The organism is Brachyspira intermedia PWS/A, assembly GCF_000223215.1.
GTDB classification, from domain to species: Bacteria; Spirochaetota; Brachyspiria; order Brachyspirales; family Brachyspiraceae; genus Brachyspira; species Brachyspira intermedia.
In genome coordinates this window covers 234,294-260,386 of record NC_017243.1, presented here as the reverse complement: position 1 = coordinate 260,386, position 26,093 = coordinate 234,294, and the positions used below count along the sequence as shown (strand labels likewise).

Annotated in this window: 19 protein-coding genes and 2 pseudogenes; 12 read left to right on the top strand and 9 right to left on the bottom strand. The window is 27.1% G+C overall.

All coding sequences use genetic code 11. The features are described 5' to 3' along the window. Window positions 1-334: 334 nt before the first annotated feature. The 3 genes and pseudogenes from BINT_RS01180 to BINT_RS14490 form a co-directional block, all read left to right on the top strand. Window positions 335-1,459 carry a variable surface family protein gene (locus BINT_RS01180; protein WP_041177145.1) on the top strand — a complete coding sequence of 375 codons (1,125 nt, stop codon included), beginning with the start codon at window positions 335-337 and terminating at the stop codon, window positions 1,457-1,459. A 434-nt stretch (window positions 1,460-1,893) separates the two neighbouring features. Further along, a complete protein-coding gene (locus BINT_RS01175) occupies window positions 1,894-3,036 on the top strand; it encodes a cell surface protein (RefSeq protein WP_041177144.1) in 1,143 nt (380 codons plus the stop codon). Window positions 3,037-3,145: 109 nt separating this feature from the next. Further along, window positions 3,146-3,642, top strand: a pseudogene (locus BINT_RS14490) (Rpn family recombination-promoting nuclease/putative transposase); the annotation flags it as partial. A gap of 15 nt (window positions 3,643-3,657) precedes the next feature. On the opposite strand, the gene recJ reads toward BINT_RS14490, so the two are convergent. After that, on the bottom strand, window positions 3,658-5,817 hold the full coding sequence (recJ, locus tag BINT_RS01165; protein WP_014486727.1) for a single-stranded-DNA-specific exonuclease RecJ: 2,160 nt from the start codon (window positions 5,815-5,817) through the stop codon (window positions 3,658-3,660). A gap of 173 nt (window positions 5,818-5,990) precedes the next feature. On the opposite strand from recJ, the gene BINT_RS01160 reads away from it, so the two are divergent. Continuing rightward, window positions 5,991-7,169 (top strand): tetratricopeptide repeat protein, encoded by a 1,179-nt coding sequence (locus tag BINT_RS01160; protein ID WP_014486726.1) that lies wholly within the window; start codon window positions 5,991-5,993, stop codon window positions 7,167-7,169. Between the two features lie 332 nt (window positions 7,170-7,501). On the opposite strand, the gene BINT_RS01155 is transcribed toward BINT_RS01160, so the two are convergent. From BINT_RS01155 to BINT_RS01135, 5 genes and pseudogenes are all read right to left on the bottom strand, one after another. Further along, window positions 7,502-9,805: an RNA ligase gene (locus BINT_RS01155; RefSeq protein WP_014486725.1), complete on the bottom strand. Its 2,304-nt coding sequence runs from the start codon at window positions 9,803-9,805 to the stop codon at window positions 7,502-7,504. Between the two features lie 26 nt (window positions 9,806-9,831). After that, window positions 9,832-10,338: an NUDIX hydrolase gene (locus tag BINT_RS01150; RefSeq protein ID WP_014486724.1), complete on the bottom strand. Its 507-nt coding sequence runs from the start codon at window positions 10,336-10,338 to the stop codon at window positions 9,832-9,834. Between the two features lie 109 nt (window positions 10,339-10,447). Further along, window positions 10,448-11,254, bottom strand: a complete 807-nt coding sequence (locus tag BINT_RS01145; RefSeq protein ID WP_014486723.1) for a M55 family metallopeptidase — start codon at window positions 11,252-11,254, stop codon at window positions 10,448-10,450. Window positions 11,255-11,582: 328 nt separating this feature from the next. Beyond that, window positions 11,583-12,787, bottom strand: a pseudogene (locus BINT_RS01140) (MFS transporter). A gap of 275 nt (window positions 12,788-13,062) precedes the next feature. After that, entirely contained in the window at window positions 13,063-13,785 is a 723-nt protein-coding gene (locus tag BINT_RS01135) for a hypothetical protein (protein ID WP_014486721.1), read from the bottom strand. A gap of 214 nt (window positions 13,786-13,999) precedes the next feature. Between BINT_RS01135 and BINT_RS01130 the strand changes: the two genes are divergently transcribed. Then, window positions 14,000-14,425, top strand: coding sequence for a hypothetical protein (locus BINT_RS01130; RefSeq protein WP_041177143.1), 426 nt, complete (start codon window positions 14,000-14,002; stop codon window positions 14,423-14,425). Window positions 14,426-14,535: 110 nt separating this feature from the next. Here BINT_RS01130 and BINT_RS01125 read toward each other — a convergent pair whose 3' ends face one another. Further along, window positions 14,536-15,096 carry a hypothetical protein gene (locus BINT_RS01125; protein ID WP_041177142.1) on the bottom strand — a complete coding sequence of 187 codons (561 nt, stop codon included), beginning with the start codon at window positions 15,094-15,096 and terminating at the stop codon, window positions 14,536-14,538. 158 nt (window positions 15,097-15,254) lie between these two features. Here BINT_RS01125 and BINT_RS01120 point away from each other — a divergent pair, with 158 nt between their 5' ends. Together BINT_RS01120 and BINT_RS01115 are read left to right on the top strand one after the other, a co-directional pair. Continuing rightward, window positions 15,255-16,241 (top strand): aldo/keto reductase, encoded by a 987-nt coding sequence (locus tag BINT_RS01120; RefSeq protein ID WP_014486718.1) that lies wholly within the window; start codon window positions 15,255-15,257, stop codon window positions 16,239-16,241. Between the two features lie 308 nt (window positions 16,242-16,549). After that, complete coding sequence (locus tag BINT_RS01115) at window positions 16,550-17,836, top strand: malic enzyme-like NAD(P)-binding protein (RefSeq protein WP_014486717.1); 1,287 nt, start codon at window positions 16,550-16,552, stop codon at window positions 17,834-17,836. Between the two features lie 334 nt (window positions 17,837-18,170). Here BINT_RS01115 and BINT_RS01110 read toward each other — a convergent pair whose 3' ends face one another. Both BINT_RS01110 and serS read right to left on the bottom strand, forming a co-directional pair. Next, on the bottom strand, window positions 18,171-19,940 hold the full coding sequence (locus tag BINT_RS01110; protein WP_014486716.1) for a DUF2971 domain-containing protein: 1,770 nt from the start codon (window positions 19,938-19,940) through the stop codon (window positions 18,171-18,173). 694 nt (window positions 19,941-20,634) lie between these two features. Then, complete coding sequence (gene serS, locus BINT_RS01100; RefSeq protein WP_014486714.1) at window positions 20,635-21,915, bottom strand: serine--tRNA ligase; 1,281 nt, start codon at window positions 21,913-21,915, stop codon at window positions 20,635-20,637. A 188-nt stretch (window positions 21,916-22,103) separates the two neighbouring features. Here serS and BINT_RS01095 point away from each other — a divergent pair, with 188 nt between their 5' ends. The 5 genes from BINT_RS01095 to BINT_RS01075 all read left to right on the top strand — a co-directional run bounded on the left by BINT_RS01095 (window position 22,104) and on the right by BINT_RS01075 (window position 25,921). Next, the gene (locus tag BINT_RS01095; protein ID WP_014486713.1) at window positions 22,104-22,340 is read left to right on the top strand and encodes a hypothetical protein; all 237 of its coding nucleotides are present in this window, start codon (window positions 22,104-22,106) and stop codon (window positions 22,338-22,340) included. Window positions 22,341-22,746: 406 nt separating this feature from the next. Further along, on the top strand, window positions 22,747-23,835 hold the full coding sequence (locus tag BINT_RS01090; protein ID WP_014486712.1) for an NAD(P)-dependent alcohol dehydrogenase: 1,089 nt from the start codon (window positions 22,747-22,749) through the stop codon (window positions 23,833-23,835). A 131-nt stretch (window positions 23,836-23,966) separates the two neighbouring features. After that, window positions 23,967-24,788 carry a histidinol-phosphatase HisJ family protein gene (locus tag BINT_RS01085; RefSeq protein WP_014486711.1) on the top strand — a complete coding sequence of 274 codons (822 nt, stop codon included), beginning with the start codon at window positions 23,967-23,969 and terminating at the stop codon, window positions 24,786-24,788. 62 nt (window positions 24,789-24,850) lie between these two features. Beyond that, entirely contained in the window at window positions 24,851-25,234 is a 384-nt protein-coding gene (locus BINT_RS01080; RefSeq protein WP_014486710.1) for a hypothetical protein, read from the top strand. A gap of 33 nt (window positions 25,235-25,267) precedes the next feature. Next, window positions 25,268-25,921 (top strand): hypothetical protein, encoded by a 654-nt coding sequence (locus BINT_RS01075; RefSeq protein WP_041177141.1) that lies wholly within the window; start codon window positions 25,268-25,270, stop codon window positions 25,919-25,921. Window positions 25,922-26,093 lie beyond the last annotated feature (172 nt).

The following is a 26,093-nucleotide window of genomic DNA, read 5'->3' as shown; positions in this document are numbered from 1 at the left end:
GTTGGTAAGATATAGGCATTAAAAAAAGATTGCTTATAATGTCTATAACCAATGTTAGGAACGATAAAGATCCTCTAAATCCTTATTATTCCAAACTACTACACTAGTAAAAGCAGCATAACTTTCCTATTAGTTACTGTTTTTACGGAGAATAAAGATCCTCTAAATCTTATTATTCTCACTGATTTTTTATAGTCCGTTAGAATTAAGCTTAAAGGTTCTAACGCCTTGGAAACAATAAAGATCCTCTAAATCTTTGTTGTTTCCTAAAATTATTTTGAAGTTACTACTCATAATGAGTATTAACTATATAAAAATTTTAGGAGAAAAAACAATGAAAAAAGTTTTATTGACAGCTATGGCTTTATTAACTATAGCTAGCGCATCTGCTTTCGGTATGTACGGTGACAGAGATTCTTGGATTGACTTCTTAGTACATGGTAACCAATTCAGAGCTAGAATGGATCAATTAGGATTCACTTTAGGAAATGGTACTATTAAAGGTACTTTTGGTTTTAGATCTCAAGCTGCTACAACTTACTTAGGCAACATACTTTCTGGTGGTACTGGAGCTGTAGATTTAACAACTACTATTTCTGCTGGTATAGGTTACACTTCTGAGCCTTTCGGAATAGGTGTTGGTTATAGCTATACTCATTTACATGACAGATTGGGCGTTCATACTCCTGTTCTTATGATCAATGCTTTAAACAACAATTTAAGAATAGCTGTTCCTATACAGATAGCTACTTCTTCAAATCCTTTCAATAATGTTTTAGGTCTTAACACTGAAAAAGATTATATGGGTGTAAGCACTGATATTCAAATAAGATACTATACTGGAATAGATGCTTTCAATGCTATAAGAGTATACTTCAGATATGGACAAGCTGGATATAAAAATGGTACAACTGATATGTTTGCTCAGTCAATCGGTTTCCAAACTAGATTCTATTTCTTAAATACTACTGTTGGAAATGTAGGTATCAACCCTTACTTAAAAGTTGAATTTGATACTGCTTTAGTTGGAGATAATAAAACTGTAAGAGCTGGAGAAGCTGCTTATGATAGTCAAAATAAAGTATTTAATAGCGGTTCTTTCGCAATTAATTCTGGTACTGGTAAACAAGAATGGGAAAAAACTCCTTATAAAGTAACTGCTGCTGCTGTATTAGGTATAACTGCTAACAGCGATATAGTATCTCTTTATGTTGAGCCTTCTTTAGGTTATACTGCTGAAGCTGGCGGAAAACAAAAAGGTGCTATTAATGATCCTACTGTAACTCATAAATTAGCTTGGGGTGCTTATACAGAGCTTTATGTAAGACCTGTTCAAGACTTAGAATGGTACTTCGAAATGGATGTTAATAACAATACTGGTGCTGCTAATTACAATAATGTTCCTGTTAATTTCGCAGCTTCTACAGGTATAACTTGGTACTTACCTGCTCTTAATTAATTAGAAAGTTAACTAGAGAATATATATAACTATAAGGGGGGCTTTAATGCCCTCCTTTTTATTTGCATTTTATAAACTACTTTAAATAATTAAAAAAATTACAGTGGACTTGATTGTATAAATAATATATTTTTTTGTTGTATTCATAACATAAAACAGTAAATAAACTTGATATACACTCACAATTTTTATAATAAACCCTGTCTTTATATACCGATATTATTTATTTTATTATAAATTATTATTAGTATTGATTTTTTTATATAAATTTTTTAGAATAAAAATGTTGGTATAATATAGGATTTCTTATTTATCTATAACCAATTTTAGTAAACAATAAAGATACTCTAAATCTTTGCTGTTTCATAAAACTACTTTGAAGTTACTGCTCATAATGAGTATTAACTATATAAAAATTTTAGGAGAAAAAAATAATGAAAAAAATTTTAGTGACAGCTATGGCTTTATTAACTATAGCTAGTGCATCTGCTTTTGGTATGTATGGAAGAGGTGATGGTTGGATTGATTTCCTAGTACATGGCAATCAATTAAGAGCTAGAATGGATCAATTAGGATTTGTTTTAGGTAACGCTACTATTAAAGGTACTTTCGGTTTCAAAGCAGAAGGTAATTATTGGGGTCAAATCCTTTCAGGACAAACAGATAATATATACTTGTTGCCAAGTATTTCCGGTGGTATAGGCTACACTTCTGAAATGATCGGTATTGGTGTTGGTTATAGCTATACTATGGCAAAAGATTATCTTGGTGGATATATAGGTGTACATACTCCTGTATTAATGGTTAATGCTTTGAATAACAATTTGAGAATATCTATACCTATACAAGTAGCTGTAAAAGAGTATAGTCTTGGTAATGTTAAAGAAACATATACAGGTGTAGCTTTCGATAATATACAGTTAAGATACTATACTGGTATAGATGCTTTCAATGCTATAAGAGTATACTTCTACTATAGAAATTCTACGTTCAGATATAATAATGATGCCAGTAAGTATTCTACTTCAGAAATTTTTGGTTTCCAAACAAGATTCTATTTCTTGAATACTACTGTAGGAAATGTAGGCATCAATCCTTTTGTTAGAGTTGATTTCCACACAGTATTAAAAGGTGGAGTAAATAATGGTGAGTACATATATAAAGCTGAGGATGTTGGTAATGGTAGGTTTGTATCAGGAACTGTAAAACAATCAGATTATTATGCGAAAAATCCTTATAAAGTTTCTGCTCAAGTTGCATTGGGTATTACTGCTAACAGCGATATAGTATCTCTTTATGTTGAGCCTTCTTTAGGTTATACAGGTAATTATGCTGGACAAGCTAACACTATTTCAACTGATGGTACTATTACAAAAGGACCTGATCCTAAAGTAGAGCATAAACTTGCATGGGGAGCTTATACAGAGCTTTATATAAGACCTGTTCAGGACTTAGAATGGTATTTCGAGATGGATGTTAATAACAGCGGAACAAAACAAAATTCTGGTATTCCTGTATACTTTGAAACTACTACAGGTATAACTTGGTATTTACCTGCTTTAAACGGTGCTCAATAATTAATTGAAAATTAACTAGAAAATATATATAACTATAAGGGGGGCTTTAAGCCCCTTTTTATTTGCATTTTATAAACTTCTTTAAATAAATAATTAAAAAAATTCCTAAAATATTGATGATATACATACATGCTATGTACTTAAAGAAATAAAGCATAATAATATTCTAACAGATCATTGTCAAATACATTTTCGCCGAAGGCGGGCATTCGCCTAGAACTTCCAAAGTTTAATAATACTACAAATATAAAAGATATAAAAAAAGAAGTTTTGTCTTGGATAAAATTTTTTAAGGGGGAAGATATGAAAACATTATTAAAAGAAGATACAGTTTTTGAATTAGTAAAAGAGAAATCAGAATCTTTTCTTTGTGATAATCCGCTTATAGATACATACAAACGTAAAGAAATAGATGAATATTTTAATAAAATAATGCTTGATTATGAAATAAAAAATGCTATGAATAAAGGAATTCAGGAAGGCATAGAAAAAGGAATAGAACAAGGTAAAATTGAAATAGAAAGAAATCTCAAAAAATCAGGTATAGATATAAAAATAATAAGCGATAATACAGGATTAAGCATAGAACAAATAGAAAAGCTATAATACTATTTAATATTATTAAAATATTTTATAGCTCTCTACATATATTCTAGCATCTTCGCTTCCATTAAAACGGTTAACTTTTAATTTATAAATAATATCTATATAATCAGAAGATAGTAATTTATCAGCCTCATCATCACTTTTATCCCACATAATAGCATTAACTTTTTTATTATCCTGTAATAACTCAAGCCTTAAATGTGTTTTATTATTTTTCTTCATTTTGTTTATGCTATTAACTTTCACTTTTTTAGACATAAATAAAGGCTCTTCATTTCCGCAGCCATAAGGCTCAAACATCTCTAACAATTTGGCTAACTTTATATCAATATCTTTAAAACTAAGTTCTAAATCAAATTCATCTTCATTTTTTTCTGTTTGGAAATTCTGGCTAGATGCATACTTTATTATTTTGCTTTGAAACTTATCAAAATTATCAGTATTCAAAGTAAATCCAGCAGCATTTTTATGACCTCCGAATTTAGTTAAATAAGCATTAGCATAATCAAGCATATCTCTGGCATTATCTTCTCCCCTACTCCTTATGCTTCCTATACAAACACCGTCATCACTCTCATGCATAATAACAGCAGTTTTACCATATTCGCTCAATACCTTTCCTGCAATAAGTCCTGTAAGCCCCTGCTCTATCTTTTTGCTTTTTACAACTATAATAGGAAGTTTCAAACAGCTATTAGTCTTTATATATTCATTTACAATAGTGAAATTAGACTCTGTCAAAGATTTCCTAGTTTCATTCATATTATAAACTTCATTTGACAAAGTTACAGCCTCTTCTTTTATCTCACAAGTAAGAAGCTTCAAAGCTGTTTCAGGGCTTCCCATTCTTCCTGCCGCATTTATAAAAGGAGCTAGCCTCCAGCTTATAGCCTGAGTATCTATCTTTGTATTTAATAAATTTATTCTTTCAAGTATAATATTGTATCTAATATGACTAGGCTTTTCTAATTCCTTTAAGGCACATTTCACATAAGCTCTATTCTCTTCTATAAGAGGCACAACATCGGCTACGCTTCCAAATAATACAAGTATAGACTTTTTCTTTATATAACTTTGAAGCTGTTTCTGACTTATATAAAATAGTCTTCTGAATATTTCCATTTTTATAATTAAATCTCTATACGCTATATCATCATATCTATAAATATTAACGTTAAGTGCCAAAGCAAAATCATCTAAAGTCTTTGTAGTTTTTATATTAACATTACCGTATTTAGCACCTAATTGAAGAAGATCATATACATTATCATATTCAGGCAAATATATTTCATATCTCTCATAAAAATTAAGAAGTTTCTTTAATCTTTCCTCTCCTCCTGTAAGCACCAATACACAGCCATCACCCTCAAACATATAAGTAGCAAGCTCTTCTAGCACCTCATCTTCGCTCATAAGTTCATCATAATAATCAGCATATATTGATTTATAGCAATTATTATCATTAATAAGCTCAAACCCGAATACCTCATCGCTTATAACGAAATTAGTAGATTTCAAAGCCCTTATTCTTTTCAATACATTTTTTGACTTATCAATCTCATAATCCAATACTATTATATCCTTATTATATAACTTAGTATAAGAAAACACAAAAGCCTGCATAAGCTTAAAAGCAACCGCACATCCTGAAAAGTTTTTTGATACAAAACCGGTATTTGAAATCTTAGGATTAAATACAGCATAAGCATTCGGAAGTATTTCCGGTATATCATGGTGATCAGTTACTATAATATCTATTGATAAATCCCTTGCAAACTCTACTTCTTCAGCATTAGATATTCCGCAGTCCACTGTTATAATAAGGCTTACTCCAGAATTAGCATATTCCTCTATAACAGCCTTAGAAAGTCCATATCCTGTTGTATGATTAGGTACGAATGCCTCAACATTCTTTGTAACTACTTTCAATGTATTATATATAATAGATGCTGCTGTTATGCCGTCTGCATCTTTATCTCCGTATACTAATATCTTCTCATCATTCTCTATAGCTTCTTTTACTCTGTCTACAAATACATTAACATCCCTTATATTAAAAGGATTAGATAATGAATATATATCCTGAAAAAAGAAATCATAAATATCTTCTTTGGAAGTTATGCCTCTTAATTTTAAAAGCTCTAATATTGTTGTATTTAAGTTATTTATATCCATAATTTGTCTTTATCACTTATTTAATAATAAAAAATAATATATTCTAATATTCTGAAATAGTATATTTTATTTATGATATTCTTTCAAGTGGTATATATTTTGCTATATTTATAATTGAGTTTTTTCGATATTAATATATCATAAAATAATAATATAATATAAGGTTTTAATTTATGGCTGAAAAAGATATTAAAAACTTTTTTAATAAAGCTTATGATGCTTTTAAAAGTAAAAATTATAAATTAGCAATAGAATACTTTTCTGAAGTTATAAAACTAGATTCAACTATTTACGAAGCATACTATAACAGAGCAAATGCTAAAGCAAATATAAATAATGAAGATTCATATAAAAGTGCTGTAGAAGATTATACTTGGACTATAAAATTAAATGATAAATTTGCAGCAGCATATTATAATAGAGGAATAATAAACAGAAGTTTAGGAAATAGTGAGGAGGCTCTAAAAGATTTTGATAAGACAATAGAACTTAATTATAATCTTGAAGAGGCTTATTATGTAAGAGCAAATACAAAAGCAAGCTTAAAAGATTATAAAGGTTCTATAGAAGATTATAACAAAGCCATTGAAGTTTATCCTCATTTTGCTGATGCTTATTATAACAGAGCATTATCAAAAAATGCATTGAGTGAATATAAAGAAGCCATCAAAGATTATGACAAAGCTATAGAATATAATTCTCATTTCATTGATGCATACAATAACAGAGGAAATGTCAAAGAAAAGTTAGGCAATTTTAATGAAGCTATAGATGATTATACAAATGCTATTCATATTAACAGAGAATTTGCAGACGGATATTTCAACAGAGCAAATGCCAAGTTTCATATAAAAGATTATAAAGGTGCTGTAGAAGACTTTGATGAATTAATAAAGATAAATCCTAAATATACGAAGGCATATCTAAATAGAGGAATAATTGCCATGACTATGGGAGCATATCAGGAGGCTATTAAAGATTTTGATAAGGCTATAGAATTAGATTCTAATATAGCAGATGCATATTATAATAAAGCTGTTGCTCTTAATCATTTGGGCATATATGATGAGGCTATACTTTATTATGATCAGGCTATAAAATTAAATCCGAATTATTCTGAAAGCTATTTCAACAGAGGAATATCCAAATCAAAAACTGCCTACATGAAAAAAGAAAAAATAAATGAAGATGAATATAATAAATTAGTTAAAGAATCAGAAGATGATTTTGATAAAGCGTATGATTTGGCTAATGAACATATAAAGCATATAATATCAGAGGGGCTTAAAAAATTGGCTTTTCTTAATATGGAAGCTGCTGACAATTTTTGTAAAAAGCATGATATAAAATAAGAAATATATTTTTATATTATATGGGCGGTAATAAGACAATAAATTTAAAAAAATATTGGGTGGGCAGCTATAAATTCTAATTTAGCAATAATAAAAAATAACAGTTTTAATGGCAGATTGAAACTATAAATATAAAGGGTGGGCAAATGTAATTTAGGTTTTAAAATTTAATTACATACCCCGCCCTTTATTCTTTAATACTATAGTTTGAAATTTTTAATTTATCTATTTTTAAAGCCTGATTATAAAATATAAAACCCACCCAAGCTTTATTTAAATTTAAAAAATATTAACCTACCGCAATTTATATTTTGCAGTAGGAATATTAAAAATTACTTACCCAATTCTTTTAAAACTTCATTATAGGCTTCTACAACTTCTGATACTTCTAAACTTCTCCACTCTTTCAAACTATTTTCTCTTTTGTACTTTAAAAATATTTTATTGCCCACAAAAATAACATGATTATTAGGATAATGAATATTCAAAGAATAACTAAGTCTATTCAAACGCATTGATTCTGATCTTAATGCCTTCTTTATTATATAGAAAGGACATTTTACTTTTACCATAAAGCAATTTGCATCCTCAAATACCACTCCCTCATAATCTATACTAAAATCATCAACGTATTTATGAATAATTTTTTCTATATATTTATTATACTCATCTTTTGAAATATTAGATTTTGGAGCTTCAAATATTTCTATTCTTTCTTTTACTTGAAATTGTTCTGTTATATCTTTGCTTGATAATTCCTCATAAGAAAGTTTTCTGAAACTCTCTTCATTGTAAATTATATCAAGCAAAATCAAAAATGATTCATTATAAACTATAGGGTGTGCTGAATCTTTTAAATGTATGCATTCAAAAACAAATGTAGTATTATTTTTCTTGCAATATTCTTTTATAAAGTTTTTATTTTCTTCAGTTAATAAACTTTCCGCCCAAGAAGCCATTGTTGTACCTATTGAACTTTTGGTTGCAAATATTAACTCATCTCTAGTTTTATCTAAAAATACTAAAAACAAATAACCATTATATTTTTTATAAACACTCACAGGAAACTTTATATTATTTTGTAATGCTTTTAATTTTGTTTCTTTAACTTCATCATAATTAAAGAATTTATCATAACTTCTTCCTGCAATTTCATTTGTTTCATTATATCTGTATAATCCTCTAGCTTTGATAGTTTGTTCATTCCATAATCTTTTATAAAATACTCTGTCTGAAAAATTAGTGGAATAAACTGTATCATAATATTTATGACGAACAAGCTCGCTGTCAGTTTTTTCTTTGTCAAATAAGTTTTCTATTTCTCTGTCATTTTTATAACTTTCAATAGACATGTATTTTAAATTAAGAATGATTAAATCCTCTCCATATTCCACAGAATTTTCTATACAATAGGCATTATCATTTATTTTGCATAGATTATCTTCCAATTCTTCTTGAAGTACATTTCTATGTCCGAATATCTGAATAATATCTGAATGATTATTTTTAAATTTATTTCCTACTTCTATATAAGATTTATAACTGTTATCATCTTCTCCATATCCATAAGTTACAACACCATTCAAAAGTGATGCAGGAATATGCTCATACATTTTATCTATGCCGGAATGATTAATAAAAAATTTCTTTCCTTTAAAAGTGAAAAAATAATAAAGTCTGAACTTCTTATAAAAATTTCTTATTTTCTTTTTATAATTATTTAATTCGCTTTCATTTAATATTTTTTCTTCTACAACATTATCACTATTATCTTTTACTTGTTTAGTTATAGTAAATGCTTTTTTTATTTCTTTGTATGTTGTTTTATAAAATTCCTGACTTGTAACTTTTATATCATTGGCAAAAAAATTCAAATTAACATCATGATTTCCTTCTATAAAATAAACATTATTTCCTATATCATTATTAAGAAAATAATCAAGTAATTCTTTTGACTTTACTCCCCTATCTATTAAATCGCCAACAAATATATAAGCTGTTTTTTTATCATTAAAATAATTTTCTTTCTCCAAAAACTTTTTAAATACATCATACTCGCCATGCAAATCCGGTATCACTTTTATATTATCATACTTTTCAAATTCTGTTTCATTAAGATAAAAACTATCCCATTTACATGCCTCAAGCAATGCAGTCTCCGCACTGCCATAATCTGAAGCTTTAAAAATATTAGCACCGCTCAATTTGAAATTCTTCATACGCATAAAAAAGTCTTGAATAACTTCTTCCGGTATATTAGAACCTACCCCTCTTTTTCTCACATTCTCAATACATTCTTTAAGTGATAAATGATCAAATAAAACAGCTACAATTCTATATCCATATTTTTTGGCAAGCTCTGTAATACTATTAAGATTAAAAAGCCCTGTACTATCCAATATGGTAAATTGTCCTAATCTGAATCTATTTTCTAATATACTTAATATTAAATTATTCCAAATATAAGCATTGTCTTTTTCAGAAATTTCAAGTCCATTATATCCGTCTGGAAAAACACCTGAATATAATATTCTTAAATTATCAGAACTTACACTATAATAATCAAGATTAGCTTTCTTTATAGTATAACTTTTTCCGCTTCCCTGAGGGCCTACTGTTAATATCAATACTTTCATTATAATTCCTAATTTACTTAATCTATTTACTTATTATTTAATTTATCATAAATATCATAGAAATATCTTATAGAAGAAATGATCTCTCCGCTTTTACACATCTCTAAATATTTTTCTCTATTTACTATCATAGCATCACTAACTTCATTTTCCTGCAAAACTAAATCCTCAATATTAACATCTCTTCTAAACATATAAGAATCTACTATAGTATTTGAAAACTCAAGTACAAAAGAAGTTAAAAATACTGCTTCATCTTTTTTAAATGATAATCCTATTTCTTCTTGAAGCTCTCTTAAAGCTCCGTCAGCACTATCCTCTCCAGCTAATATAGAACCTTCTGTGCATTCCCACATATTAGGACATACTTTTTTACTCTTATGTCTTTTTGTTATTATAACTTCATCATTACTATTAACTACCCAAGCATGTATAACTATATGATAATCATTTTTCTTTAAAGGTATTCCCCTCTGATGAAATCTTCCTGTTTTATTTTTATTAATATCATATATATCCCAAATCTCTTTCATAAACTTTACCAAACATTAAATATATTTAACAATAAAAAAAGCCTCCTTAAAAGAATGCTGCTTTTTAAGGGGGCTTTCATAAGTTATCGGATTCCTATATTATATTATTTTATAATATAAATTTCAAGGCTCTTAGTATTTCATAATAGTCATTATTTTCAAAAATTACTGTAGTATCATTAATTTTTTTCGCTCCGGGGTAAAATGATACTTTATGAGCGTATCCATGTTCCTTATAACATACTTCTAATTTGAAAGTATTAGGCAATTTTAATAATTTACCCTTAAAATCCTGACTCAAAGCCTCTTTAGTTTTCTCTTTAATCATCTTAACCATTAAATTAGGTGAATAATTTATAGTAGAATAACCTATACCCTCTTTAACTGGAAGTGTTACCAAATTAGGGTGATTAGGCTGCATATTTTGTGCCACTTCACATAATCCCTTATCGCCTGACAAAAATACTGTAGGTACTTTTCTATAAGCTGCAGCATAACTAAAAAACATAAATTCGCTTGCCAAAACTTCATTAAGCTTTACATAAACATTTCTAGTATTCATAGTATGCGAAAGCGGATTATTTCCAATAGAAGCAGCATTATGATATCCAATAAACATTATAGCATCAAAGCTCTCATCAATACCTTCTATCATAGAATAAGGGTCTCCGCTCCATCTTCTATGTATTTTCACGCATTCAGGCAAAGCAGTTTGATCTATATTCATAGCAGAGTCATGTGCATCTTTTACAAATATTTCTTTTGCCCCTGCATCAATAGCTCCCTCACATGCTGCATTAACTTCTTTAGTCATTTGCAAAGTATGTTCTTTATAAGTTAAACTTCCTGCATCAGTATCAGGCCATTGTGTAGTTGTAGTAATTCCTTCGATATCCGCACTAATAAAAACTTTCATGATAATTCCTCTAATATTTAATTTTAATGATTAAAAACTATATTATATTTTTGATTTTATTCAATATGTTTTTTATTGTTTTATAGTCTTAAACATAGTAACTATATAAGGTTTAATTTTTCATTTTATATAATAGAATATTTATAAACTAATTATAGTTTTTTATTTTATCAACTTTTTTCGGACTTCGTCAAAGTTGCAAAAAAACAAAAAATATACATAAAAGAATCTGAAATTATAAATATATAGTATTATTTAATTAATTCTAAAAACTCATCTAATATAATTCTTTTAGTTCTTATCCCTATTAAAAATAATAATTAATATATTAAATAGTTTTGTTTATATATTTACTGTCTATATCATCTATCATCTTGTTAAATTTTTCTTTAAGCAAAGCAGTTCTTTTCTTCTGCCACATAGTATATATCGCTATAATGTAACATATTAAAGATACACTCATCATAAATAAAAAACCCACAAAATATGAAAAATTAGAAGCCAAATAACCCATTATAAAAGGTATGAATAAAGCAGCAACCCCCGTCAAAGCCTCATTAACAGCAACATTTCTAGGAGCATTATCCTGATCCGCCAAAGCATAATAAAGCCCAAAGAAATAACCAAAACCGCTAACAAAACCCAAAAACATAAATGCTATCAAAAATAACCAGAAATTCCTAGTGAATGTTATTAAAAGCAAAGCCGCAGGAGTAAGAAGCCCTACTATAGTAAATACTCTTTTTTTCTCCAAAAATCTCAAACAAAAAGCAGATGATAAAGAACCTACAGCCATAAAAGCAGATAAACTTCCAACTAATAAGGAGGAGTCCGCCTCAGAAAAACCTATTACCTTTATTCCATAATCAAGAAACATAAACCTTAAAGTATGTAAAACCATAGCACCTACAAATATTACAAGCCAGCCTATATGCACTTTATATCTAGGAGCACGCATGAAAGGTATATTCCATTTTATCTTTTTGTTGTTAGCCTTAAATCTCAAATGTCTTGAAAGATAAAAGAGTATAAACATTATTACGCTTACTACTATAACAAAATAAAAACCCAATTTATAATCAAATTTATATATAAGCCCTGTAACAGTAGGACCTACAGCAAAACCTAAAGACCAAGAAAATATAAATAAAGCCCCACTTAATGTAACAGGCAAATCTTTTGATACTACATCTAATGATGATTGAAAGCATACAAAAAATATAGTAGCACAGCATCCATATAAAAATGAATAAAATAAAGACATTTCAGGCGGAAGAAATATCAAACAAGCAACAGCAATAATAAGCTGAAGTACCGCTTCAACATATATTAAGTTGGTATAATATTTCTTTTGTATTTTAATACGTGAAAAAGTGCCAGCTGTGAGCATCATACCCATACCATAAGAAACCCCAAGCAATGATACAAAAAAGGACTAGCACCTGATATAGAAGCATTTATAACTAAAACCGTACTGAATATGCTTGAGCATAAATAAAGCAGAAACGGCATAGAGTATACCAATATAGTCATTATTATTTATTCCTAACAATTATTATTTTAATGATGAAATATTATATATATTATTTATAAAAAATGTATAATATTTTGTAATTTTTTCTTAATTTGTTTATAATTTTTTTATGTAATTATTATTGCTTTTAAATATATAATGATAAATTTGTAGTATATAAAACTATTTTTAGTATATATTCTGTATTATTATCATATTGTAATAAATAATTGTAATCTTACACTATAAATATGTTTCAAAGGTAATAAAAACACATAAAAAATTATAATATTTTTTAATGAATTATTGTATACACAATTTCAATTTCAATATCTTTATAATTGATATAATTGGGATATGGAGCAATATAATACTGGCCATCTTCATTTTTAAAATTTAAATATGAAGGATTCAGCATAATATATATTTTCCCAGGAGTTGAAGGAGATTCAATCACCTCAAAAGTTTTCTCTCCTGAAAAGGTACCGCTTACAGTATCTATATACTGACCTTGATCATCATAAACTTTTCTAGTTACTGTTATTTCTTTTACAATAACTATTTCAGCAACTTGCATATTTTCATTATAAATTTCAAACCAAGTATTACTATAGATTTCTCCGCTATACTTATATAAATACTCTTCTAAAAATGATGCTGATACTAATGTATTTTTATATGTGAATACTATATAGGCAATACTTCCTGATGATTGACTTTCTAAAGGAGTGATTGATGTTATATATCCTCTTTCATCTTTCTCAGTAACAGAAGGAATATCATTAGTAATAGAAGTAGTTTTATCAACCTGAATAATTTTAGCAGAAGTTACATACACATGTTTGTTATTAACTATATAAATAGGTCCGAAATATATTTTTTCATTTGCTCTTACATTAGCTCTGCTAGTCCAATCGCTGCCTCTTTCAACCATATATTCCATAGGGTTTGTTACATTATCCTTACATCCTATTGCTAATACTGAAACTATTAAAATCATTAATAAAATTTTTTTCATTGTTCTATACCTATAACTTTTTATTTTTATATAATTCTTATTCTATTTTTGATAAAAATCAATACTATACTTATTTTTTATTATAAAAAAATAAAATTACATAACTATTGATTTATATTGATTAATTTTATAAAATACTCATAATTAAATTTGATAATTCAATAAATAAAATAATTTGACCGATAATAAATTAAATTAATTGTTAGGTTTTGATATGTATAAAATTTATTCAGCATTTATAATAATAATGCTATTCATTATATCTTGTAATGATAAAAAGCTGGAAAGTAAACAATATAGATTAAACATATCAGAAACAAATGAAGTTATAAATATAAAAAGCAGAAATTTCGATGGAATAAGCCTGATAAAAAATAGCTCATTTACAGCATATCCAAATATAACAATAAATGAACTTCTATCCCCTTTCAGTTCTGTAGAATGGCAGGATTTCATATCTGAAGATGATTATAATCGTTACATAGATATAGTAGCGAGATATGATACTAATGAATATATAATACAGTTTCAAATAACAGATCAATACAGATGGGAATTATATGCATTTGAAATAAATAAAACCCCATACACTATAGATATAGTAGCAAATGAACTATATAAATTATATACAAATAAATAGAAAATATTTTTAAATAAAATAATATTAGAACATTCTTTTATACATAAAAAAAGCCGGCTAAAAAACCAGCTTTTTATTATCAATAAATAACTTAATTCTAATTCAAAATATTAATTAAATGCTAAAGATATACTTCCTCTTTTTATATCTATAGGACCAGCTATATTTCTTGAAAGTTTTATTTGAATAGATAAACTTCTGTCTATATCATTACCTGTAGTCCAATCATTTTTCTGAGGCTCAAATATTCCTACAGTAGTTCCTGTTCCTGTTCTTTTACCCAAGAATACTTTTACATCATAATAAGTTACAACTATTCCTTTTGTGCCATTAATAGTTTCTTCTGTAATTTTTAAAGGTGCTACTAGAGATGATTTTTTTATCTCTGCTTCTGTCATATCTTCAACATCTTTTCCGCCTATTACATAATAAACTTTATCATTTATTTCTACTGCTTGAATTTCTTTATCTGCTCCATAAACAGTAACTTTCATTTTTGGTGTATCTTCTCTGGTAATAGTTTCTTCTTTTTTATCTTCATTATTAGCTGTATCGTCTTTTGTAACAGCATTGTCTTTTGTAGCTGTATTATTGTTATCTTTAGGCTGCATAGTAACACATCCAACAAGTATATTCATCAAAACAACCGCAATAAAAATTTTCTTAATCATGATGCCTCCGCAAGTATTTTATTTAATAATTTAATACTGTTAAAACTATCGGAAACTATTTTAGTAATATTGAATATTTTTTTTACATTTAATACTTGAATAATATAATAATAAATCTATACTTAAGAGTATATAATCAATTTAAATAAGGACATAAAATGCAAATTTCTGAAAATAGATATGACAATATTATATATAATAGATGCGGTAAAAGCGGATTAAAGCTCCCTATAGTTTCTTTAGGGCTTTGGCATAATTTCGGTGAAAACTGCGATTATAACAATATGAAAGAAATGATAAAAACCGCTTTTGATAATGGCATCACTCACTTTGATTTGGCAAATAATTATGGACCTCCTTACGGTTCTGCTGAAATTAGTATGGGTAAAATATTAAATGACGGACTTAATAAATATAGAGATGAACTTATAATCAGCACTAAAGCGGGTTATGATATGTGGCCAGGACCTTACGGAGATTTTGGAAGCAAGAAATATTTAATAGCAAGCATCAATCAAAGTTTAAAAAGACTCAATCTTGAATACGTTGATATATTCTATCATCATAGAATGGATCCTGAAACTCCTTTGGAAGAAACTATGGAAGCATTAACTAGAATAGTAAAAAGCGGAAAAGCTTTATATGTAGGTCTTTCAAATTATGATGGTCACACAATGGAAAGAGCTTCTAAATTACTTTATATGGCTAATGTACCATTTATAATAAATCAAAACAGATATTCTATATTTGACAGGACTATAGAAAATAACGGATTAAAATTAAAAGCAAAAAAATTAGGAAAAGGAATCATAGCATTCAGCCCATTAGCTCAAGGATTATTGACAGATAAATATTTAAATGGTATTCCAAAAGACAGCAGAATAGCAGCTGACGGCAGATATTTGAAACATGATGCTATAACTAGAAAAAAATTGTCTCAAATTGAACAGCTAAATAATTTAGCAAAGGAAAGAGGAGAAAGTTTAGCTCAAATGGCTTTAAGGTGGGTACTAAAAGACGAAGAAATTACAAGCGTATTAATAGGTGCTTCAAAACCAAGCCAAATATTAGAAAATCTAAAAATTATAAATAAAATGCCTATTACTGATGATGAATTAAGAAAAATAGATGATATAAGTTTATAAAATCAATTATATCAATTCATATAACGCACGGTGAATTATACTTTATAATTTAATAAATTTTAATTACTAAAATATTTATTATATTAAATTTCATTCATCGTGCGGTACATACATTTGCAAATTTAAAAAATTTAGGGCGGGCATGTTTTTATAAATAAAATTATAAAAAAGTATTAATTAATCATTTCTAATTAAAGCAATAAATATAAAGGGCGGGATTTCAGAATAATTCTAAAAATAAAAAAATTGACAAAATCATATTGTTTATATATTATTAGAAATTATATAAAATATATAAGGAAATATTTATGTCAGATGAATTGAAAACAAAAGCATTAGAATATCATTCTAAAGGAAAAGCTGGAAAAATAGAAGTTATGGCCACCAAACCTTGTAAAACTGCAGATGATTTATCTTTAGCATATACTCCGGGAGTTGCAAAACCTGTACTTGAAATAGCTGAAAATCCTAATGAAGCATACAAATACACCTCAAAAGGAAATCTAGTTGCTGTTATTTCAAATGGAACTGCAATACTTGGTTTAGGCGATAGAGGTGCTTTAGCTTCAAAACCTGTTATGGAAGGAAAGGGAATATTATTTAAACGTTTCGCCGATATTGATGTGTTTGATATAGAGATAAATGAAAAAGACCCTGATAAAATTATAGATATAGTGCATGCATTAGAGCCTACTTTCGGAGGTATTAACTTAGAAGATATAAAAGCCCCTGAATGTTTCAAAATAGAAAAAACTTTGATAGAAAAATGTAATATACCAGTATTTCATGATGATCAGCATGGTACAGCTATAATATGTTCTGCTGCTTTGATTAATGCTTTGGAAATTGCAAATATAGATAGAAAAAATGCAAAGATAGTATTTAATGGAGCCGGTTCTGCTGGTATTTCATGTGCAAAAATGTTTGTAGCATTGGGAGTGCCTAGAGAAAATATTATTATGTGCGATAGTAAAGGTGTTATCACTAAAGATAGAATAGAATCTGTTACAGAAGAGAAAAGAGAATTTGCTACTGATTTAAAAGTAAAAAATCTGGAAGAAGCTATGAAAGGAGCTAATGTATTTGCTGGGCTTTCTGTTGCTGACTGCGTTACTGAAGACATGGTTAAATCTATGGCTAAGAATCCAATAATATTTGCTATGGCCAACCCTAACCCTGAAATACAATACGAAAAAGCTATAGCTATAAGAGATGATTTAATCATGGCTACAGGAAGAAGCGATTATCCTAATCAGATTAATAATGTATTAGGTTTCCCTTTCATATTCAGAGGTGCTTTAGATGTGAAGGCAAAAGCTATATCAGAGAAAATGAAAATGGCTGCTTCATTAGCATTGGCTGCTCTTGCTAAAGAAAAAGTTCCTGAAGAAGTTTTCAAAGCTTATGGAAACAAGACTTTTGAGTTTGGTAAAAATTATATAGTACCAAAACCTTTTGATCCTAGAGTTATTGAATGGGTATCGCCTGCTGTTGCTAAGGCTGCTTGTGATGAAGGGCTTGCAAGAGAACCTATAACTGATTTTGAAAAATACAAATCTTCTCTAAAAGAAAGAATGAAAAAATACTGGGAATAATTTTTTAATAATAAAATTTATTTGGGCTTTACTTTTATTTAATAAAGGTAGAGCCTTTTTTATAACGTACGGTAAGAAGACTAATATTTGCGTTAATTAAATCATTTGTGTGGACTAGCCCGACGCTGTGCTTACCGATGAAGTCCTAAAAAAGTTGATAAAATAAAAAATTATATCAGTCCATAAAACATCTTTCAAATATTTTATTATATTGTTATTATTTTCGGGGACTAGCCCCCGAGCCCCCAGTTCTTTTGTTGGCACAAAGAACCAAAAAGACTTCATTTTTATAAATATTAATATTTAAAAATATAAATGAATTAAAATTATTACTTTATTTTTTATGTTTATAAGGCTTAATATTAATCTTAAAAAGCTCATTATCATCTAAGTGAGCCTCATAAAGTTCAATTTTTTTATATTTATCAATGTTTTCATTCTTTAAATTTATAAAGTTTACTATATCATATACAAGTTCTTTATCTTCTTTTGATGTCTGTACTCCGAAACAAATACTTTTTATTGATAAATTGATAAGTGTTCCATTTGAATTTTCATTTTTTTCATCATAAAAAAGTATTCTGTATTCATCTTCATATTCCCATTCTTTTGATTTTACTGTAAATATATCTGTTATATTATTTAATGTCTTATCATCTATTAAAATACTATTTATTGATTTTTTTTGTTTATTTATGAATGTATCATAAGATATCATTTTTCTGTTATAACTAATTTTCTTAATTAAAATTTTATCATTATTTTCATTTAAAATTTTATTTATATCATATTCAATACAAATACCCTGATGTTTATCAGCATAATGACTCCACATTAAAGTATTATCATTATGAGTAGTTAAACAAGCTATTTTTATTTTCTCTAGTAAATAATCATAAAATTTATTTTGTTCTTCTTTTTTAACATTTCTTATATAAGGATCAACAGGATCATTAAAGTTTTTCGTATTACTGCACCATAAAGTATTATTTAATATGCTTCTTAAAGTATCTTTATTAACTCTTGTATAATTATATAAGCTATTATTTCTTATTTCATAATAATATTTTTTATTATAAAAATCATCTTGAATTGCTTTATTGATAATATTTTTATTATTATCTATAATTTCATTTTCATTAACATATATTTTATTTTTTAATGATAATACATTTTCTGTTATTGATGATGAAATATTAAAAAGATCACAGGTATGAATAATGGTTTCGTTATCAAATTCTTTATATATATTTAATATTATATTTTTATATAAATTATATATTTCATTTTCTTTATTATTTAATTTTAGCAGGCATTCTATTTTCTTATCTTGTATACTTAATTTATCATAATTATATTTACAATATTTTTCTGATAATTCATAATTTTTTATAGATTCATTATAATTTTTTAATTCATAATAACATATTCCTATATAATAGTATACAAAATAATTCTTTTCATTTAATTCAATAGATTTATTAAAATCTTTTATTGCTGATTTTAAATAGTTTATATCATTATTATTTTTTATAGCAAATTTATAATAACATAATCCTCTGTTATAATAATATTCTCCAGATTCTGAATTATATTTAATAGCCATATTAAAATCATTTAAGGCTTCTTCATATTTATTTAAATAAACATAAGATAAAGCCCGTATACTATAACTTTCATCATATTTTTTATTTAATACTATTATATCATTTTTAGTTTTTATGTTTTTTTCAAATTGATGTAATATGATTATTATATTGTCAAAATCTTCAATAGCTTTATGAAGATATTCTTCATTAATATTTTCATTTAAAGCTAAATAGAAATAACATAACCCTCTATTATAATGTGTAACTTTATTATCTGGTTCAATATCAAAAACTATATTAAAATTTTTTATTGCTTCTAAATATTTATTACTATCTTTATTATATAAAGCCAATTGATAAAGTGACCTGGCTTTATAGAAATATAATTTAGGATTTTTATTATCAATTTTTAAACCATCATCACATAAATTTATTATTTTATAATCATGTTTTCCATCATCATATTTTTCTATTTCTTTGAAAATTTTTTTTAATTGCTTTTCTTTATCATTCATAATTATTTCCTAAACACTAATGAATATATTTTATATCATATAAATAAAAATGAAACATTTTATAGTTGCTATATTATTAAAATGCACTTTTGCGTAGCGTATCAGAGCCTGTCGATGATATAAGTTCTTTGACGAAGTCGTGGGAAAAAGAACAATAAAAAATAGACAAAGTTAAAAATATATTTTAAGTTTTTATTTGTTGCGGCTTTTCTACAACCGCATGTAGAATAAATTTTTTTAATATTGAATTTTAATTTAAATTATTAAAAAACTTTCATTAACCGTGCGTTTAGTGTATTAGAAAATTTATTACAATAAAAAAGTGCAAACCTTGTTTAGGATTTGCACTTTAATGTTTTTATTTATTTTTTACTTTTTAGCTTTTTTCTTTATAGAAGGAAGCTCATCATAAATCTCTTTGAATAAATACTCAAAGAAATCATTGTCATATTTATTGATATCTTCTATAAATATCATATCTTTAGCATTTTCATAAGGCGGCTTTAATATATAATCCTTTATTAAAGTTTTTGCCTTATCAGTAGGCTTTATAAAAAGATGATTATCGCATACATAAGCTGTTATTTTTTGTTATAATAGATTATGTATTCTCCCATCATCTGTTTATAATCAATATCATCTAAAGAATCTAGTTTGTTTAATACTATATTAAGAAAGTCTTTAGATGATGGCATTAATTAACCTTTTCTATCTTATCAAAACCAGTAAATGGTCTTAAAGCATCTGGAATTATTACGCTTCCGTCTGCCTGCTGATAATTTTCAAGTATAGCTATCCAAGTTCTTCCAACAGCAATACCTGAACCGTTTAATGTATGTACTAATTCTGTTTTGCCGTTTCTTCTAGTTCTCATCTGCATTCTTCTTGCCTGATAATCCCAACAGTTACTTACACTTGAAATCTCTCTGTACATGTTTTGTGATGGAAGCCAAACTTCTATATCAAAAGTTTTATAAGCAGCATTTCCTATATCTCCGGAAGAAAGAACAACTACTCTGTATGGAAGTTCTAATGCCTGTAAAATACTTTCTGCATCTTTAAGCATTTTTTCATGCTCTTCTTTAGATTTGTCAGCAGCACAAATTTTTACTAACTCTACTTTGTCGAATTGATGCTGTCTTATTAATCCTCTCATATCGCGTCCGTAAGAACCAGCTTCAGAACGGAAACAAGGTGTATAAGCAGTACAATATAAAGGAAGCATGTTTTCAGGAATAATTTCTTCTCTGTATATATTTGTAAGAGGAACTTCTGCTGTAGGTATAAGGTATAAAGCAGGATCATCTGTAGTTTTAAATAAATCCTCCTCAAATTTTGGAAGCTGACCAGTACCTGTCATAGTTCTGCCATTAACAAGTATAGGAGGTACATATTCTGTATAGCCATGTTCGCTTGTATGTTTCTTTAACATAAAGTTAATTAAAGCTCTTTCTAATGCTGCACCTTTTCCTTTCATAAGTGAGAAACGAGTTCTTGACATTCTAACAGCTCTTTCTATATCAAGAATATCTAAACCCATAGCTATATCAACATGGTCTTTTACTTCAAAATCAAATTTACGAGGCTCTCCCCATCTTATGATTTCTTTATTTGCTTTTTCATCATCTCCATCTGGTACATCTTCAGAAAGCATATTAGGCAAATAAAGTATTTCATTATTAACGGCCTCTTCCAACTGCGACAACTTCTCTTCTTTTTTATTTAAGGATTCTGTGAAGTTTTTCATTTCTTCTTTTATTTTTTCTGCCTCTTCTTTATTTCCGGCTTTCATGCATTCGCCGATTTTTTTTGAAGATTCATTTTTCTTTGCTCTGTCCTGTTCTACTTCTTTTAAAAGGTTTAATCTTTCATGCTCTAAAGCTTTTAACTTGTCTAAAGATACTTTGCTTCTTCTCTTTCTCAAGTTCTCTTCTACTAATTCAATATTTTCTCTTATTAATTTTACATCTATCATAATAAAAATCCTTAAATAAAAATTTGTATTAATTATACAACTATTTTTAAAATAGTAAATTGCACTATATCTAAAATTTCAATAAAATAAAAGAATAAAATTACTATTTATAAAATTATTTTTTATTTTGCATTTATATATATTTATGATAATATATAAATATACATTTTAATATTAGGTTTTATCTTATGAAGAAAATTATATTTATTACTTTATTATCTATAATCTTTACTGTTTCCTGTACTTCTTTTTCAATAACCACATCAAATGATAGAAAATCTTATGACAAAATTGAAAAAACAATAGATAAAGCAGAAAGAAAAACTGAAAGAAATATAGAAAAAGCTGAAAGGAAAAATGAAAAAGAATTAGAGAAAGCAGAGAGAAAAATTCAAAGAGAATTAGAAAAGGCCAATAGAAAATAGTATAATTAAATATATTTTTATATATTATTACACAATGTATAAAAACATAATCTTTAAATATATCAATGCTTTTATCTGAACATAAATATTTTATAATTTTTTTAGCTTATACATACGCACGCAGAGTAAAACTATGAATATAAATTAAATTATTGATAGAAATTAAATTATATATAAAAATTCATTCACCGTGCGGCTAATAGACTTTAAATCTAATAAACACTTGGGCGGGCATGCTTTTTCTGAATTGGCTTTAAATGTGAATAAAGCTATTAATTGTAAATAAAGTTAACAAAACTAAAGGGCGGGATTTGTAATAAAATTCCAAAAATATGTATATTGCCTATTGACATTGGAGTACACTTCAATGTTATAATAATGCCATATTTATAAAAAGGAGTTATTTATGTTACTTGATAAAAACTTAGAAGAAGCTAATTCAGGTCAGAGAATAAATGCTAAAGGTTATGCCGTACATAGCAAAACAGATACTTTTAAACCATTTGAATTTTCAAGACATTCTATGGGCGATAATGATATATTAATAGAAATAATGTATGCCGGAATATGCCATAGTGATATACACTCAGCAAGAAGTGAATGGCATGAAGGAATATACCCTATGGTTCCGGGACATGAAATTGCCGGAAAGGTTGTAGCAGTAGGAAAAAATGTTACTAAGTTTAAAGTAGGAGATTATGCAGGCGTAGGATGTATGGTAAACTCATGCGGAGAATGCGAAGCATGCAAAAGAAGCCATGAACAATTCTGTGAAAGAGGTCAAACTGTATTAACCTATGACTGTAAAGACCATTTCCATAATGATGAACCTACTTACGGCGGATACTCTAATAATATAGTAGTAAGCGAGAAATTTGCTATTACTGTACCAAAAGATGCCCCAATGGAAAAAGTAGCTCCATTACTATGTGCAGGTATTACAACTTATTCTCCTTTGAAATTTTCAGGAGTAAAAGAAGGTGATGTAGTAGGCGTTGCAGGTTTCGGAGGACTTGGCTCTATGGCTGTAAAATATGCTGTTAATATGGGTGCTCAAGTTTATGTATTTGCTAGAAATGATAAGAAGAAAAAAGAAGCTTTAGAAATGGGAGCTAAAGATTTATTTACTTCTACAAAAGATGTTCCTGTACGTTTCGATTTAATCATATCTACAATTCCTACCGGTTATGATGTTAACAATTATGTTGATCTATTGAAATACGGCGGAGAAATGGCTATAGTAGGACTTCCTCCAGCAGAATTAAAACAAAGCATAGACTTGGCAAGATTAATATTCTCAGGCGGAAAAAAAGTTTATGGTTCTATGATAGGAGGTATTAAAGAAACTCAAGAGATGTTGGACTTCTCTTTAAAGCATAAAATATACCCTGAAACAGAAATTATCGCAGCAAATCAAATTGATGAAGCCTATGAAAAACTTACAACAGGTCAGGCAAAATTCAGATATGTAATTGATATGAAAACTCTTCAATAAGTAAAAAAAATTTTTGTTCATAATATTCTTTATAAATTTGAGGCAGCATTAAAAATATGCTGTCTCTTTTTATTATAAATGATATAATTAAATAAATTATTGATCACTACTAATATAAAAAGGATTATTATATGACTGCCGATTATCATGTACATACAGAGTTTAGTGACGATTCTAATTATACATTAGAAAAAGTTATAAAAGACGCTATAAAGCTAAATATAGATGATATTTGTATTACTGATCATGTGGATTATGGCATAAAAAAAGATTGGAACGAAATTGAAATAAAAGACGAAAAAACTATATCAAATGTCAATTATACAAAGTATATAGAAGATATAAAAAGAATGAAAGAAATATACGGAAAACAAATTAATATAAAAACAGGACTTGAATGCGGCATACAAACTCATACTATAGATAAATATGAGGCTCTTTTAAAAAAATATGATTTCGATTTTATTATATTTTCAGTTCATCAGGTAAATGATAAAGAATTCTGGACTCAGGATTTTCAAAGAAACAAAACACAAAAAGAATACAATGAAGCCTATTATGAAGAAATGCTCAATGTTGTAAAAATGTTTAAAAATTATTCAGTGCTTGGTCATTTAGATTTGATTATACGATATGATAAAAAAGGTGTTTACCCTTTTGAAAAAGTGAAACCTATTATAGAAGATATATTAAAAATAGTTATAAAAGATGGTAAAGGAATAGAATTTAATACTTCATATCATAGATACGGTTTGAAAGATACTACTCCTTCCATAGATATATTAAATCTATATCATAAATTGGGAGGAAATATTATCACTATAGGAAGCGACAGTCATCAGCCTAGTCATTTGGGATTTCATATAAATGAAGCAAAAGAAATTCTAAAAGATATAGGATTTAAGCAATTCTGCACTTATGATAAAATGATTCCATCTTTTCATAATCTTTAAAGTATATAAATATTGACAGGTAAAAAATATCATATATAATAAAATCCTATTTAGGAGGTTGTATGATATTAGACGAAGTAAAAAAATACTTTGATATGGTAGAGTATGCTGAATTAAGAGCTCTTTATGAAGATGATTTTCAATTTGAAGTTTTAAAAAATAAAGAAGAATTAGAAAATCATATATACGATTTAGATGATGATGAAAAAGAAAGAATCAGAAATGCCGTTTCAAATGAATTAAGAAATAATAATGAAATAGTTTTTTATACTTCAGAAAGTGCCGGAGAAGTATATTCAAGTGTTGAAGATTTTTTGGTTTATCTTCTTAATGAAATTTTATATCAAAAATTATTAATAAAAAGCGAAAGAAAAACATTATCCAATAACTTTATGGAATTAGAAATCAGTATAAAAAAATTGCTTATATTGATTTGGACTAGATAAAAAATATATAAATTAATTATGAGATTTATGATTATGAAGAAAGTTTATATTTTATTATTTTTAAATTTTATTTTTATTTCTTGTTTTGCACCATCAAAATCATATTTTAATGTTGTATCAGCAAATAAAGAAAATGATAGCATAAAAGTGGTAGTAGAAGCTAAAAAATCAGGCAGACAATCAGAAAATATATTTTTAGTTTCTCAATTTTTAAATGATGATGATGTCATAGTTAATACTTCTATGTCTCAAATAGGTCCTATGATGTTTGATAAAGGAAAATATGAATTTAATGTTCCTCTTCCTACAAATAGTTTTACTAAATATACAAACTTCATTGATGAAATTGAGCCTGAAAGCGCACAAAGAGTGGTAAATAACAGAGGTTATGGAAACAGTTTCTTTACATATATGATGCTTATGAATATGATGGACGATAGAAGACCAACATATTATGATGATTATGGTAAGAGAAGAACTATTAATAGAGATTACTATGATGACAAATATACTAGAACTTCAACAAGAAGAAGCATATTTAATAATTCAAGATCCACAACTAAAAAAACAACAGTAGATAATAATAGTTCTACTACTAAAAGAAGAACATTATTCAAACCTAGTTCAGGAAGCTCTACAAGAAAAAAATCTACTTTCAGAAGGTCTTCTACTAGGAGAAGAAGATAATATCAATAAATTATATTTTATACTATAAAATATTAAATTTTTATAAATAATACATTTTTGATATTGACTTTATTTTTTAAGAATATAAGATTACTAATTAGTTTTTAATAGAAAACATATATTCCGTTTTTATAACTTATAATCATATAGGAAATTGTATGAAATTACCGCA